The organism is Nitratireductor kimnyeongensis (genome assembly GCF_019891395.1).
In the GTDB taxonomy this organism is placed as follows: Bacteria; Pseudomonadota; Alphaproteobacteria; order Rhizobiales; family Rhizobiaceae; genus Nitratireductor; species Nitratireductor kimnyeongensis.
The window spans coordinates 1,030,001-1,045,341 of the sequence record NZ_CP078143.1 but is presented as its reverse complement, the minus strand read 5'-3'; the positions used below and the strand labels follow the sequence as shown (position 1 = coordinate 1,045,341).

The following is a 15,341-nucleotide window of genomic DNA, read 5'->3' as shown; positions in this document are numbered from 1 at the left end:
TTTGTTTAAGGATGCGCCATCGCATAAAATTGCTATGCTCGCCAAGAGCAAAGCCTCGGAAGAGGGTTGGCTTGGGGGGATCATGATGATTGCGGGCGTTTCGCGCGTGTCGGGCTTGATGACGGGGTGGCTGCAGCGCGCACTTTTCCCCCCGGTATGTCTCGGTTGCTCGAGTCTGGTCACAGAACCAGGAACGCTTTGTCCATCCTGCTGGGGACAGTTGCGATTTTTGGATGAACCATGGTGCACGGTAATGGGGACGCCATTCTCTCTGGATCTCGGCGATGCCATGCTTTCGGCCGAAGCGATTGCGAACCCGCCACCTTTCGCGCGGGCACGATCAGCCGTGGTGTATGAGGGGATTGCACGTGGGTTGGTGCAGGCCCTGAAGTTCCGAGATCGTACGGATCTTGCTCCGTGGATGGCAAAATGGATGCTTCGCGCCGGTGCTGAACTCACGCCGGAGTGCGATCTGGTGGTTCCGGTTCCTTTGCATCGTGCCCGTTTTCTGTCTCGACGGTTCAATCAATCGGCAGAACTGGCGCGTGCAGTTGCGCGTGGTGCGGGGCTTTCCTACGCACCTGAAGCGCTGATCCGAAAACGCCGAACCCGCCAGCAGGTCGGATTGGGCGCTCGTGAGCGCGAAGCCAATGTCCGCGGCGCCTTTCAAGTTCCTGAATCGGCTGTGCCTCAAGTCAAGTCGCGCCGCATCCTTCTGGTGGACGATGTCTACACAACCGGTGCCACGGTGGCGGCTGCAGCGCGCATGCTGAAAAGGGCCGGCGCCGGGCAGGTCGATGTGTTGACCTTTGCGCGTGTTCTGCCTGGGGACTTCCGGGCAGAGGATCAAGGCCCTATATAAGCGCCGTGAAGAGTATGGAACCGATTATGGCTAATGTGACGATCTATACCCGGATGATGTGTGGCTTCTGTAGCGCGGCCAAGCGTTTGCTCGACAGCAAAGGGGTTGCCTATCAGGAGCATGATGCGAGTTTCTCCGACGAGTTGCGTCAGGAGATGATCCAGCGCGCGAAGGGGCGAAGCACCTTCCCGCAGATTTTCATCGGCGATACCCATGTGGGCGGCTGCGATGAACTCCATGCGCTTGAGCGTGCGGGAAAACTGGATGCCTTGCTGGCAGGGGGGCAGGCATGAGCAAGCTGGTCGCTGCAGCTCTTCAAATGCGTTCCGGCACTGAACCGGAAGCGAATGCCGATGCTTTCGAGGCTCTGGTGCGTGACGCGGCGGGGCAGGGCGCACAATATGTACAGAGTCCCGAAATGACAGGTGTTCTCGTTCGCAGTCGAGAAGATCTGGCGTCGCGGATCGCTGGCGCGCGCGGGGCATTGGTGACCGACCGGGCACAGTCTCTTGCGCGGGAATTATCGATTTATGTGCATCTCGGTTCCACAGCCGTCGCTCTGGACAATGGACGTGTGGCGAACCGTGCTTTCTTGTTCGGCCCCCAAGGCCAACTGATCACTACCTATGACAAGCTCCACATGTTCGATGTGGATCTCGACAATGGCGAGAGCTGGCGCGAATCTGCCACCTACGCCCCCGGGGAACGAGCTGTCGTGGCCGACCTTCCCTTTGGTCGGCTTGGTTTCGCAATTTGCTACGACCTGCGTTTCCCGCAACTGTTTCGCGCGCTGGCACGAGCCGAAGCTCAGGTGCTGACCGCGCCGGCGGCCTTCACACGCCAGACCGGTGAAGCGCATTGGCATGTTCTGGTGCGATCGCGGGCCATAGAGAATGGTGCCTTCATGGTCAGCGCGGCGCAGGGCGGGTTGCATGAGGACGGACGCGAAACCTACGGTCATTCGTTGATCGTCGATCCTTGGGGACGGATCCTGGCCGAGGTGAATGGAGACGCGCCGGGTATCGCGATAGCTGAACTCGAGTTGGATCAGGTGGCGGCAGCGCGCGCGAAGATTCCAAATTTGAAGAATGCGCGTGACTTCTCGGTAGCGCGTGTTTCGGGCAGCGCTTCGCATGAAAGGAAGGCTTCATGATCAGTTTCAATCTGATCTGTGAGCACGACCACACATTCGAAGCATGGTTCCGCAACAATGCCGACTTCGATGCGCAGAATGAGCGTGGCCTCGTCTCTTGCCCGCATTGTGCTTCCTCCAGCGTTGAAAAAGCGCTGATGGCGCCGGCTGTTTCGACCGGCAAGAAGCGCGAGCAGATGGCGCTTGCCATGGGGGAGCAACAGAAGAAGGCGCTTGCCCAGTTGAAGGAACTCTCGAAAACCGTGCGAGAAAATGCGGACTATGTCGGCGATCGGTTCGCGGAAGAAGCGCGCAAGATTCACTTCGGTGAAACCGAAGCGCGCGGCATTTATGGCGAAGCCACGTCCGAAGAGGCAGCCGCACTGATGGAAGAGGGCGTTGAGTTCATGCCCCTTCCGGTCTTCCCGGAAGAGCAGAACTGACCCGCCTCAGACAGAGGGCTTGGTGGCGACAACCATGTAATTGACGTCCGTATCGCGTGAGCGTTGCCAGCGATCACCGATCGGATTGTAGACGACACCACTTCGATCGATGATCCGGATGCCAGCATTGCCAAGCCCTTTTTCCAGTTCGCTCGGCCGCACCAGCTTTTCATACTGATGCGTCCCACGTGGCAACCAGCCAAGCACATACTCTGCACCGATGATCGCCAGGCCCCAGGCCTTAAGCGTGCGGTTGATAGTCGCCACGAACATGAGGCCACCGGGTTTCAGCATTGCGCCGCATTTGGACAGAAACAGGTCCACATCGGAGACATGCTCCACCACTTCCATGTTGAGGATGATGTCGAAGCTTTCTCCCGCCTCGGCCAGCGCTTCCGCCGTCGTGGCGCGATAGTCGATGGAGAGTTTGCTCTGTTCGGCATGGATCCTGGCAACTTCGATGTTGGTTTCGGAAGCATCTGCGCCAACGATCTCGGCACCAAGACGCGCCATGGGTTCGCACAACAACCCTCCTCCGCAACCAATGTCGAGCATGCGCAGTCCCGAAAAGGGCTTCGCCGCATGGGGATCCCGCCCAAAATGAGCAGCAACGTGATCGCGGATATAGGCAAGGCGAACCGGATTGAATTTGTGCAGGACGCCCATTTTTCCAGCCGGATTCCACCATTCCGCCGCCAGGGCCGAAAAATGCTCGATCTCGCGCTTGTCGATTGTCGTGTGCTGGGCCTCGGACATGGAAAACCCCTCGCTGGGTGTTGTTCTGAACTGGACTCATGAAGTCGGGTTGCAAGGTCGGATTGTCAAGCAGGGAATTGCGTGAAGCACTCCGCCGCCGACTGCAGGCATGATTGCAATGGTTTGAGGTGCTGATCTCAAGCGTATTGCAGGGTGCTGTCGCATTGCTTGCAGATGCGTGATCTTTTGGGTATGGAGTGCGCGGCGCAAGGTGGGTTCCATCGTTGCGCCATGTTGTGTCCGCCACTTCCCGGCGGTTGGAATTTCCGAGCAAAGGCACTCCGTTCCCATGGCGCGCATCGTGATGAAATTCGGCGGAACCTCCGTCGCCGATATCGACCGCATCCATAATGTGGCACGCCATGTAAAACGTGAAACGGATGCCGGGCACGAAGTTGCCGTTGTTGTTTCGGCCATGTCTGGCAAAACCAACGAACTGGTCGGTTGGGCGCAGGCCATGCCGCGGGCGACGGGGGCGGAATCTCCTTTTTTCGACGCGCGAGAGTATGATGCCATTGTTGCGTCGGGCGAACAGGTGACGAGTGGGCTTTTGGCCATTGCCCTGCAGTCCATGGGTGTTGATGCACGTTCGTGGCAGGGCTGGCAGATCCCGATTCGCACAGACAACGCACACGGCGCTGCGCGCATCGAGGACATAGACGGAAGCGAGATCGTTCGTCGTATGGGTACGGGCCAGGTTGCAGTGGTCGCGGGATTTCAGGGCATCGGCCCCGATAACCGCATCGCCACGCTGGGGCGCGGCGGTTCCGACACCAGTGCGGTTGCGGTCGCTGCCGCGGTAAAAGCTGACCGCTGCGACATCTACACCGATGTCGATGGCGTCTACACCACCGATCCGCGCATCGAACCCAAGGCGCGTCGCCTGCCCAAAATTTCGTTTGAAGAAATGCTCGAAATGGCCTCCCTTGGCGCCAAGGTGCTCCAGGTGCGGTCAGTGGAACTGGCGATGGTGCACAAGGTCAGAACCTTCGTCAGATCGTCTTTCGAGGATCCGGATGCGCCGGGTATGGGTGATTTCGACAACCCGCCCGGTACGCTCATTTGCGATGAGGATGAAATCGTGGAACAGCAAGTCGTCACCGGCATCGCCTACGCCAAGGACGAGGCGCAGATATCGCTTCGTCGTGTCGCGGATCGTCCAGGCGTGTCTGCCGGTATTTTCGGCCCGCTGGCCGAAGCCAACATCAATGTCGACATGATCGTGCAGAACATTTCCGAGGATGGTTCGCGCACTGACATGACCTTCACTGTACCCTCAGGGGATCTGGATAAGGCTGTCGCTGTTCTGGACAAGGTCCGTGAAACGATCGGCTTTGATGCGATTCAGTCGGAAGCGGGTCTGGTGAAGGTTTCCGTGATTGGCATCGGTATGCGCAGCCATGCCGGCGTCGCCGCGATCGCCTTCAAGGCTCTGGCCGAGAAGGGGATCAACATTCGTGCGATCACCACGTCCGAGATCAAGATTTCGATCCTGATTGATGGTCCATACGCCGAATTGGCGGTTCGTACTTTGCATTCTGTCTACGGTCTCGATAAGCAGTAGAAAACAACAACCCGAAAACCGGCTTCTGCCTGGCTCCTGCAAGTGGCTGGCATTGGCCGAGGGAGAGGGGTTCGATGCGAGATTCTGCCGGCGGCCCAAGGGTGCTGTTAAGGCGATTGCGGGAGTTGATGGCCGAGGCGCTCGATCCACAGGAGCGGCTCGACCATATCGTTCGCGAAATCGCCCAGAACATGGTCGCCGAGGTATGCTCGCTCTATGTCCTGCGCGCCGATTCCATGCTGGAGCTTTACGCGACCGAGGGTCTGAACCCGGGCGCGGTTCATCTGGCGCAGCTTCGTCTCGGTCAAGGCCTTGTCGGCACCATCGCCGCCAGCGCACGCCCGCTCAATCTCTCCGACGCGCAAAAACACCCGGCTTTTACCTATCTGCCGGAAACGGGGGAAGAGATTTATCACTCGTTCCTTGGCGTTCCCGTGCTCAGGGCAGGCCGCACGCTTGGTGTCCTCGTGGTGCAGAACCGCACCATGCGACATTACCGCGAGGACGAGATTGAGGCTCTGGAAACGGTGGCAATGGTCATTGCCGAAATGATCGCGACCGGTGATCTGGCAAGATTGACGCGTCCCGGTATAGAGTTGGATCTCAGCCGTCCTGTGAGCATGACGGGCCTGCCTTTCAACGAAGGGGTCGGACTGGGGCATGTGGTCTTGCACGAGCCGCGCATCGTCGTCACCGCTCTCTTCAACGAAGATAGCGATGACGAGCTCGAAAGGCTTGAGACCGCGCTCGACTCACTCAGACTTTCCATCGACGACATGTTGTCCCGCCGGGATGTGGCGTTCGAAGGCGAGCATCGTGCCGTTCTTGAAGCCTACCGGATGTTTGCCAATGACCGCGGGTGGGTGCGGCGGCTCCAGGAGGCCATCAACAATGGTCTGACCGCCGAAGCCGCGGTCGAGAAAGTGCAGAGCGACATGCGCGCGCGCATGATGCACATGACGGATCCCTATCTGCGTGAGCGGATGAGCGATTTTGACGATCTCGCAAACCGCCTTCTGCGCCAGCTGATGGGCCGTGGACCGGACGCGTTGGCAGAAATCTTGCCCAAGGACGCCATTATCGTCGCCCGTTCCATGGGGGCGGCTGAACTGCTGGATTATCCTCGTCAGAAGCTGCGCGGACTGGTTCTGGAAGAAGGTGCCCCCACAAGCCATATCGTTATCGTTGCTCGTGCCATCGGTTTGCCCACGGTTGGCCAGGTGAAGGGTGCCGTCTCCATGTCGGAGAATGGTGATGCGATCATCGTCGATGGCGAGGATGGTCAGGTGCATCTGCGCCCACAATCGGATGTCGAGGGCGCGTATGCCGAGAAGGTGCGTTTCCGTGCCCGGCGCCAAAAGCTTTATCAGGAACTCCGCGACCGGCCCACGGAAACGAAAGATGGCGTTCCGGTGGACCTGATGATGAATGCCGGGCTCGCCGTCGATCTCCCGCAGCTGGCGCAGTCGGGCGCGGCCGGTATCGGGCTTTTCCGCACCGAACTTCAGTTCATGGTGGCGGCGGCTTTCCCAAGAGTCGAGGCGCAGGAGCGGCTTTATCGGGAAGTGCTGGAAGCGGCTGATGGCAAGCCCGTTACGTTCCGCACGATCGACATTGGCGGAGACAAGGTGCTTCCTTATTTCAAGGGCGCGCAGCATGAGGAAAATCCCGCGTTGGGTTGGCGTGCCATCCGGTTGACGCTTGATCGGCCGGGATTGCTGCGTACGCAGATCCGCGCGCTTCTGAAAGCGGCAGGCGGGCGTGAGCTGCGCATGATGTTGCCGATGGTCACGGAAGTGAACGAAGTGCGTCAGGCCCGCAACATCATTGATCGCGAGGTACGGCATCTCTCCCGGTTCGGCTATCTCCTGCCGACACGACTCAAGATCGGCGCCATGATCGAGGTGCCCTCCCTCCTGTGGCAGCTTGAAGAGCTGATGCAGGCAGTGGATTTCGTTTCCGTGGGGTCGAACGATTTGTTCCAGTTCGTGACGGCTACAGATCGCGGCAACACGCGTATTGCCGATCGCTTCGATCCCTTGAGTGTGCCTTTTCTGCGCATTCTGCGCCAGATTGTGCGCGCTGGCGATCAGTCGGAAACGCCGGTGACACTGTGTGGTGAGCTGGCGGGGCGACCGATCTCGGCAATGGCATTGCTCGGAGTGGGTTTCCGCTCCATCTCCATGGCTCCGGCGGCCATCGGCCCGGTAAAGGCAATGCTTTGCGAATTGCCTCTATCAGACCTCTCGACTGTTATGGACGAAGCGCTTGCCAACCACAGCGCGTCGACTGATATTCGCGCGTTGCTACGCGATTTTGCCAACAAGCACTCAATTGCTCTCTAGAACTGACAGGCTTTCCCGTCGATGACCGACTTGCCGCGCGACCGCATGGACCAGGTTTTGAAACGTTTCGAGCTTATCGAAACGCAAATGGCGGCTGGCCCGGAACCTGATGTGTATGTGAAGCTCGCATCCGAGTATTCGGAGTTGCAGGAGGTTGCGGGCAAGATCCGGGAGTTGCGTCAGGCAGAAGCGGAACTCGACGATCTCAAGTCGATGCTCGCCGACCCGACGACCGACAAGGAGATGCGTGAGCTCGCCGAGGCCGATGTCGAGCAGGTTCAGGAACGCATCGAGACGCTTGGCGAAGAGATGCAGATTCTCCTTCTGCCGAAGGACGCGGCTGACGACAAGAACGCCATTCTGGAAATTCGAGCGGGCACAGGAGGCGATGAAGCCGCGCTTTTTGCTGGCGACCTGTTTCGCATGTATGAGCGCTATGCCTCGGAACAGGGCTGGCGGGTTGAAGTGGTGTCTGCCAGCGAGGGCGAGGCCGGCGGTTACAAGGAAATCATTGCCACCGTCTCGGGCCGCGGCGTGTTTTCGCGTCTGAAGTTCGAATCGGGCGTTCACCGGGTCCAGCGCGTGCCTGCCACGGAAGCGCAGGGGCGTATCCATACCTCCGCGGCCACCGTGGCCGTGCTGCCGGAGGCCGAAGAGATCGACGTCGACATCAAGCCGGACGACATCCGCATCGATACAATGCGCGCATCGGGTGCCGGCGGTCAGCACGTCAACACCACCGATTCGGCGGTGCGCATCACCCATATACCGACCGGTATCGTCGTTCTGCAGGCCGAAAAATCCCAGCATCAGAACCGCGCCCGCGCGATGCAGATCCTGCGCGCGCGCTTGTTCGACATGCAGCGTATGAAAGCGGCCGACGAGCGCTCCGAGGCGCGGCGGCTGCAGGTGGGGAGCGGCGATCGCTCCGAACGCATTCGCACCTACAATTTCCCGCAGGGGCGCCTTACGGATCATCGTATCAACCTCACGCTCTACAAGCTGGATCGGGTGATCGAGGGCGATCTCGAAGAGGTGATCGATGCTCTGATCTCGGATCATCAGGCAAAGCTGCTTGCGGAAACCGGGGCGGATGGCTGACGCGGAAACGCTTGGCGCGCTTCTGTCATGGGCGCGAAGTAAGTTGGCAAATGCCGGTATCCCTGAGGCGGCACTCGATGCGCGTCTTCTGGTCGAGCATGTCACCCAGACCACACGGCTCGATGCCATATCGCGCCCTGAGAGACCGGTCGGCGCCGAAGAACGCGATCTCGCGCAACGCTTCATCGATCAGCGCATTGCCGGCAAACCCGTGCACCGGATCCTCGGTTTCAGGGAATTTTACGGGCTCAAATTCAACCTTTCCGATCAAACGCTGGAGCCTCGCCCCGACACGGAAACACTTGTTCAACTGGTGCTGGACGAAGTGCGCCGCGTTGGCGGCGAGGGCCGCCCCTGGCGCATTCTCGACCTGGGGACCGGCACGGGGGCGATTGCCCTTGCTCTGCTCAGTGTCTTGCCTGAAGCGCGGGCCATAGGCGCAGATATTTCTGCCGATGCGCTTGCAACAGCGCACGCCAATGCCGATATGCATGGTTACGGGTACCGGTTTGAAGCACGTTTGTCCGACTGGTTCGGCAATATTGATGGTCGATATGATATCATCGTCTCAAATCCGCCCTATATTCGGGAAGATGATTGGCGCGACCTCGCCATAGAGGTCCGGGAACATGATCCGCGACGGGCGCTTGTTGCCGGTCAGGACGGTCTGGATGCATACAGGCGGCTTGCTGCCGAAAGCTCGCCTTTCCTGTCGCCGGGTGGGATCGTTGCCGTGGAGATCGGATACAACCAAAAGGAGAGCGTGGTCGGTCTTTTTACGGAACACGGTTTCCGTTTGAAAGCGCACGGTCAAGATCTCGCCGGGCATGACCGGGTGCTGGTTTTTGCTCAGGAAACGCCTCGTGAACAAGGTTGAAAAAAAGCTTGGCATTGCAAAAGAATGCCGCTAGGTTCCGCCTACCGGATGGGACGAAGCAGACAGCACCGTTATCGATTCGGTTCCCGAGGACCAGCTGTCGTGAAGGGCGTTTATCGCCTCTGCTTCTTTGCGGGGATTGTCCGGCAACTGATTTGAAGCGGAACAGCAATGGCGTTGGCGCCCGCAGAATGCGGTGCGGCACAGAGCCAAGGGGAGATGTGAGACTGCTGGCTTCCCGCCATCGTCCGCCATCTGAAAAGAGTATCGTTTCAAAAATCTGTCTCGAACAAGCAGTCTCAAAAACCAAGAGAGTCGAATGAGGCCACAACAGCAGAACAGGCGCATGCGCGGTCGCGGCAACAACAACCGCAAAGGCCCAAATCCTTTAGCGCGCAGCTACGAAAGCAATGGCCCGGACGTAAAAATCCGCGGGACCGCACAACAGGTTGCAGACAAGTACACCACCCTGGCGCGCGATGCGCAAAGTTCCGGTGATCGTGTGATGGCCGAGAACTATCTGCAGCATGCGGAACACTACAATCGCATCATCGCTGCTGCCCAGGCACAGTTGCAGCAACAGCAGCAGACGCGCGAAAATCGTGACGATGCTGATGATGGCGATGAGCAGGATGCTGCCGAAGCCAACAATGCAGGCCAGAAGCCTCAGCGTCAGAAACGCGTCGATGACGGTTCCGGCCCGCAGCCTGATATTCAGGGTGTGCCGGCTGAGCTGGCATTGAACGGCGAGGATGGCGGCGCCGGAAATGGTCACGCTGCCGGTGGTATGAACGGCAGTGCAGACGATGAAAAGCCGAAGCCTGCACGCCGCAGCCGGAAGCCAGCTGCTGCCAAGACAGAGGATGCCGAAGGGGCGCAGGAAGGCGAAAAGCCCGCCAAACGCCCGCGTCGTACGCGTGCCCGCAAGAGCGAGGATGCAGAAGGCGGTGATGGCAGCGGTGATGGCAATGAGACAGCGCCTTCCGCCTCTGTGCCGGAAGAGATTGCAGCTCAGGGCTGAACAAAGCGTTCTTTGAAATAATGACGGCGGGGCTTCCCCGCCGTTTTCATTTGGCCTCCATCTTGTGCCGATAGGGATATGTTCCCATATCTCAATCAGTTGGGCTTGCCACACCGGACCGTGATAATCTGACCACATCACGGTTTATGGGAGCCCGTCGCATTAATCGTTGCCGGTGCTGCAAAGCAGGCTGGCAGGGAAATGGAGACACTTATGAACTTTGAAAAATATTCAGAGCGTGTGCGCGGATTTATTCAGGCTGCACAGACCTTTGCGCTTACCAGCAACCATCAGCAATTCACCCCGGAGCACTTGCTCAAGGTGCTCGTCGATGATGAAGAGGGGCTTGCAGCATCGCTGATCGAGCGTGCAGGTGGGCGGGCTGAGGATGTGCGTCTCGGCGTCGAAGCGGCGCTGAAGGCCATGCCCCAGGTGGAGGGCGGCAACGGCCAGCTTTATATGGCTCAGCCGCTTGCGAAAGTTTTCTCGACTGCCGAGGACCTGGCCAAGAAGGCCGGTGACAGCTTTGTCACGGTTGAGCGTTTGTTGACCGCACTGTCAGTCGAAAAATCAGCAAAGACCGCTGATATACTGTCCAGGGCAGGGGTGACCCCGACGGCACTCAATCAGGCCATCAACGATATTCGCAAGGGTCGCACCGCCGATTCGGCCAGCGCCGAACAGGGCTATGATGCTCTCAAGAAATACGCGCGTGATCTGACGGCGGACGCCCGAGCCGGTCGGCTCGACCCGGTGATTGGCCGCGATGACGAAATTCGGCGCACGATCCAGGTCCTCTCCCGGCGTACCAAGAACAACCCGGTGCTGATCGGGGAGCCAGGCGTCGGCAAGACGGCCATTGCCGAAGGGCTCGCCTTGCGTATCGTGAACGGGGATGTGCCTGAATCCCTCAAGGATAAGCAGTTGATGGCGCTTGATATGGGCGCTCTCATTGCTGGCGCGAAATATCGCGGTGAGTTCGAGGAGCGGCTGAAGGCCGTTCTGTCGGAGGTGACGTCTGCCGACGGCAACATCATTCTTTTCATCGACGAGATGCACACGCTTGTCGGGGCCGGCAAGGCTGATGGCGCCATGGACGCTTCCAATCTTCTCAAGCCTGCGCTTGCGCGGGGTGAGCTGCACTGCGTCGGCGCCACGACGCTCGACGAGTATCGCAAGCACGTGGAAAAGGATGCAGCGCTGGCACGCCGTTTCCAGCCGGTTTTCGTGAAAGAGCCGACTGTTGAGGACACGGTTTCGATCCTGCGTGGCTTGAAGGAGAAGTATGAGCAGCACCACAAGGTGCGGGTCTCCGATTCTGCGCTGGTCGCGGCCGCCACGCTTTCCAACCGTTATATCACCGACCGGTTTCTTCCCGACAAGGCCATCGACCTGGTGGACGAGGCGGCATCCCGCCTGCGCATGCAGGTGGATTCCAAGCCGGAGGAGCTCGACGAGATCGACCGGCGCATCATGCAGCTTAAGATCGAGCGCGAAGCGCTGAAAGCGGAGAAAGATGAAGCCTCGCGCGATCGCCTCGCCAAGCTCGAAACCGAGCTGACCGATCTGGAGGAAGAATCGGCGCGCCTGACCAGCCGTTGGGCTGCAGAAAAGGATAAGCTCGGCTTTGCTGCAGATCTCAAGAGGCAGCTGGACGAAGCGCGCAATGAACTGGCCATTGCCCAGCGCAAGGGTGAATTCCAGCGCGCCGGTGAACTGGCCTATGGGCAGATTCCGGAGCTGGAAAAGAAATTGGCCGCGGCTGAGGCTCAGGGCGAGGAAGACGGTGCCGGCGGGATGGTCGAGGAGACGGTCAAGCCCGATCACGTCGCCCATATCGTTTCTCGCTGGACCGGGATTCCGGTCGACAAGATGCTCGAAGGAGAGCGCGAAAAACTTCTCCGGATGGAAGATGAACTGGCCAGGCGCGTCGTCGGACAAGGGGAGGCGGTTCAAGCCGTTTCGAAAGCCGTCCGCCGTGCTCGTGCGGGTCTTCAGGATCCCAACCGGCCGATCGGCTCGTTCATGTTCCTGGGCCCGACAGGCGTCGGCAAGACCGAGTTGACGAAGGCGCTTGCTACTTTCCTCTTCGACGACGAGCAGGCCATGGTGCGCATCGACATGTCGGAGTTTATGGAGAAGCACTCCGTGGCCCGGCTTATCGGCGCTCCCCCCGGCTATGTCGGCTATGAGGAGGGCGGTGTTTTGACGGAGGCGGTCAGACGCCGGCCTTATCAGGTCATCCTTTTCGACGAGATCGAGAAGGCGCATCAAGACGTGTTCAATGTCCTGTTGCAGGTCCTCGATGACGGACGCCTTACGGACGGCCAGGGTCGCACGGTGGATTTCCGCAACACCCTCATTGTGATGACATCCAACCTTGGTGCCGAGTTCCTCGTGAATCTTGATGAGGGTGATGATGTCGACAAGGTTCGCAACGAGGTGATGGATCTGGTCAAGGCCAAACTCCGGCCGGAGTTCTTCAACCGGATCGATGAGGTCATCCTCTTCCACCGTTTGCGCCGTCAGGACATGGGCCAGATCGTTGAGATCCAGTTGCAGCGTTTGGAAAACTTGCTCGCGGACCGCCAGATCACACTGGATCTCGATAGTGAGGCCGTCGAGTGGCTGGCCAACAAGGGGTATGATCCGGCCTATGGTGCGCGGCCCCTGAAACGCGTGATCCAGCGAGAGCTACAGGATCCGCTGGCAGAAAAGATCCTGAAGGGGGATATCCTGGATGGCTCGATTGTGAAGGTCATGGCCGGCTCTGACCGGCTCAATTTCCGGCCTCGCAAGGCTTCTCTGGAAGAACAGGCCGGGCAGGCTGCTTGACCACCAATACCGGGGAGGGCGCATGCAGATCGACAACTACAACGCGGTTTGCGGTGCCCTCCCTTAGCCCACCCATGTCGTTCAATGGGGTGGCGCGCAAGGCACGGCGGGAGATGGGGTTGGATCCGGTGTGACCTCGCCTCGAAATTGTCACAACCTTCGCCATCTTCACGTCCGGTTCATCTCCTATGGTAAATCATTCGTCAAATGGGCGAATCGCTCGCTACGCGAACAGCCTGTCCATGTGGGATGAGTCGAGGGGCGATGAACGTGAAACTGAATTTTCTGACCGCTTTGTATTTGGTTGCCGCGCCGTCCTCAGCTTGGGCCGTGATGCCGGAGCTCGACACGTGGCGCGATGGCGCGTCATTTCACCTGACCAACGGGCTTGCAAACAACCAGGCTATTCCTGATGCCAAGTCGCTGGAAGCGCCTGTCCAGCTCGCTCAGAATTACGATTTCGATGTCTATATTGATCAGTACGGCCGTGAAATCATCGTCGACGCCTTTACCGGCGAGGTGGTGGAGATTCGCCCGGCGGCGCCGGGTCGACGGCAGGATGGGCGCCGACCGTCGCGCCCACGCGAATTCGATGGCCAGGTCTATGATTTCTCCGATCCCCGCGAGGTCGATCGTTACCGGCGCAACCGCGGCAGAGCGCGTAATGCGCCCGACGACCGCTATTCGGATCCGTATGCGAATGCTCCGCGATATGATGATCGTGATGCTTATCCGGAGGACCCGAACTATGGTCGCGAGCCCATCGAACGAACCCCGCTCGATGCCCCGGACGCCCGTGACAATATGGCTGGGCTCCCCGACCAGCGCACAGGAAACAATCCAGGGTCAGGTGGCGCTGCCGTAACGCCGGCTCTGCCAAGGGACAGCGCCGTGGTCAGGCCACGCGGGGTTAGCGAGGATGTGACCCGCTTTCAGGTGCTGCTTGATCGTATGGGCGCTTCGCCCGGTGTCATCGATGGCCGCACCGGCGACAACGTGAACAAGGCGATCCGGGCCTATCGTGAGATAACGGGGCAGACGCTCAGAACCTACGACAAGGAATGGATCGAGGCTGAACTGGAACGCACGGGCGGTCCGGCCTTCAAGGAATATACCATCACCGCAGAGGACGCTGCAGGGCCTTATATCGCTTCGGTACCGGCTGACTACGCACACAAGGCTCAGCTTGATGCCCTATCCTACACATCCGTGATCGAGATGCTCGCAGAGCGCTTTCACATGGATGAGAAATACCTCGTTGCCCTCAATCCCGATGCGAATTTCAATCGGGCAGGCACGATCATCAAGGTGGTGAATGTCGGGAAGCCCATGAAGGCGAGCGTCGCCCGCATCGTGGCTGACAAGAGTGCCAAGCAGTTGCGTGCCTATAATGAAGACGATCAGCTTGTCGCTGCGTATCCCGCGACGATCGGTTCATCCGACACGCCCTCGCCGACGGGAACACATACCGTGTCTCGGATCGCGCTCAATCCGGAATACACATACAATCCGAAAATCAACTTCAAGCAGGGGAACAACGACAAGGTGTTGACCATACCGCCCGGACCCAATGGCCCGGTGGGGTCCGTCTGGATCGCCCTGTCAAAGCCGACTTACGGCATCCACGGCACGCCGGACCCGTCAAAGATCGGAAAGACGGCTTCTCATGGGTGTATCCGGCTGACCAACTGGGATGCCGAAGAACTTGCGAAGCGCGTCAAGCCGGGGGTCACCGTTACTTTCGTTGAATAGAGGCAGGGAAATGTACTGGCCAGCGACTGACTGGAGCTCTGAGCCTTGGTGGCTGTATAAGGCGATCAGCGAGGCCGGTGACGATATTGGCGGCATCGCATGTCTGAACCGCCTGATATCGCGTCGGACCCGGCCGCTGGCTCGCTCGGGGTGGCTATGATCAACTGCCGCTCGATGCCACTGACAGCGGCGCGTCCTCATTTTCTTTCAGTAACTCATCGATGCGACTGCGCTCGCGTTCGAAAGCCAGCAGGTCCTCGCCCTTGAGCCCGCGATTGTCGGGCAGGCGCACACGCATCGGATCGACCTTGGTGCCATTGACGATCATCTCGTAGTGAAGGTGGTTGCCCGTCACCAGGCCGGTGGCACCGACATAGCCGATGACCTGTCCCTGACGAACACGCCCACCTGCCGTCACGCCCTTGGCAATGCCGCTCTGGTGATTGTAGGAGGTTTTAAACCCGTTATTGTGTCGAATAATGGTCTGGCGGCCATATCCGCCGGCCCATCCCGCCTTTTCCACCACGCCATCGCCGGCGGCGATGATCGGGGTGCCACGTGGAGCGGCCCAATCGACGCCCGTATGCATCTTGCTATAGCCCAACACCGGATGACGCCGCATTCCAAACCCCGATGTGAACCGGCCGTTCGGG

General features: G+C 59.4%; 13 protein-coding genes (1 of these 13 cut by a window edge). 11 read left to right on the top strand and 2 right to left on the bottom strand.

Annotation, left to right across the window (positions count from 1 at the left end; genetic code table 11):
• The first annotated feature begins 82 nt into the window (after nucleotides 1-82).
• Genes KW403_RS04870 through KW403_RS04855 form a run of 4 tightly spaced genes read left to right on the top strand, consistent with a single transcriptional unit; the run spans nucleotide 83 to nucleotide 2,437 of the window.
• Nucleotides 83-862, top strand: a complete 780-nt coding sequence (locus KW403_RS04870; RefSeq protein WP_223021621.1) for a ComF family protein — start codon at nucleotides 83-85, stop codon at nucleotides 860-862.
• A 26-nt stretch (nucleotides 863-888) separates the two neighbouring features.
• On the top strand, nucleotides 889-1,155 hold the full coding sequence (grxC, locus tag KW403_RS04865; RefSeq protein ID WP_223021620.1) for a glutaredoxin 3: 267 nt from the start codon (nucleotides 889-891) through the stop codon (nucleotides 1,153-1,155).
• A complete protein-coding gene (locus tag KW403_RS04860; RefSeq protein WP_223021619.1) occupies nucleotides 1,152-2,015 on the top strand; it encodes a carbon-nitrogen hydrolase family protein in 864 nt (287 codons plus the stop codon). The genes grxC and KW403_RS04860 overlap by 4 nt, the downstream gene beginning before the upstream one ends.
• A complete protein-coding gene (locus tag KW403_RS04855; protein ID WP_223021618.1) occupies nucleotides 2,012-2,437 on the top strand; it encodes a DUF1178 family protein in 426 nt (141 codons plus the stop codon). The genes KW403_RS04860 and KW403_RS04855 overlap by 4 nt, the downstream gene beginning before the upstream one ends.
• Before the next feature lie 6 nt (nucleotides 2,438-2,443).
• Here KW403_RS04855 and ubiG read toward each other — a convergent pair whose 3' ends face one another.
• Nucleotides 2,444-3,193 (bottom strand): bifunctional 2-polyprenyl-6-hydroxyphenol methylase/3-demethylubiquinol 3-O-methyltransferase UbiG, encoded by a 750-nt coding sequence (gene ubiG, locus KW403_RS04850; protein ID WP_223021617.1) that lies wholly within the window; start codon nucleotides 3,191-3,193, stop codon nucleotides 2,444-2,446.
• Nucleotides 3,194-3,482: 289 nt separating this feature from the next.
• On the opposite strand from ubiG, the gene KW403_RS04845 reads away from it, so the two are divergent.
• The 7 genes from KW403_RS04845 (at nucleotide 3,483) to KW403_RS04815 (ending at nucleotide 14,688) form a co-directional block, all read left to right on the top strand.
• Nucleotides 3,483-4,757, top strand: a complete 1,275-nt coding sequence (locus tag KW403_RS04845; protein ID WP_223021616.1) for an aspartate kinase — start codon at nucleotides 3,483-3,485, stop codon at nucleotides 4,755-4,757.
• Nucleotides 4,758-4,831: 74 nt separating this feature from the next.
• The gene (gene ptsP, locus KW403_RS04840) at nucleotides 4,832-7,102 is read left to right on the top strand and encodes a phosphoenolpyruvate--protein phosphotransferase (RefSeq protein WP_223021615.1); all 2,271 of its coding nucleotides are present in this window, start codon (nucleotides 4,832-4,834) and stop codon (nucleotides 7,100-7,102) included.
• A gap of 21 nt (nucleotides 7,103-7,123) precedes the next feature.
• Nucleotides 7,124-8,203, top strand: coding sequence for a peptide chain release factor 1 (prfA, locus tag KW403_RS04835; protein ID WP_223021614.1), 1,080 nt, complete (start codon nucleotides 7,124-7,126; stop codon nucleotides 8,201-8,203).
• Entirely contained in the window at nucleotides 8,196-9,080 is an 885-nt protein-coding gene (gene prmC / locus KW403_RS04830) for a peptide chain release factor N(5)-glutamine methyltransferase (protein ID WP_223021613.1), read from the top strand. Before prfA ends, prmC begins: the two co-directional genes overlap by 8 nt.
• A gap of 319 nt (nucleotides 9,081-9,399) precedes the next feature.
• Nucleotides 9,400-10,101, top strand: a complete 702-nt coding sequence (locus KW403_RS04825) for a DUF4167 domain-containing protein (protein ID WP_246637897.1) — start codon at nucleotides 9,400-9,402, stop codon at nucleotides 10,099-10,101.
• A 213-nt stretch (nucleotides 10,102-10,314) separates the two neighbouring features.
• The gene (clpB, locus tag KW403_RS04820; protein ID WP_223021612.1) at nucleotides 10,315-12,936 is read left to right on the top strand and encodes an ATP-dependent chaperone ClpB; all 2,622 of its coding nucleotides are present in this window, start codon (nucleotides 10,315-10,317) and stop codon (nucleotides 12,934-12,936) included.
• A 264-nt stretch (nucleotides 12,937-13,200) separates the two neighbouring features.
• A complete protein-coding gene (locus KW403_RS04815) occupies nucleotides 13,201-14,688 on the top strand; it encodes a L,D-transpeptidase family protein (protein WP_223021611.1) in 1,488 nt (495 codons plus the stop codon).
• 160 nt (nucleotides 14,689-14,848) lie between these two features.
• Here the strand turns inward: KW403_RS04815 and KW403_RS04810 are convergent, their stop codons facing one another.
• Nucleotides 14,849-15,341, bottom strand: the 3' end of a protein-coding gene (locus KW403_RS04810; RefSeq protein ID WP_223021610.1) for a M23 family metallopeptidase. Its footprint extends 1,445 nt past the window's final position; only the last 493 of its 1,938 coding nucleotides appear in the window; its start codon lies beyond the right edge, outside the window; it ends in the stop codon at nucleotides 14,849-14,851.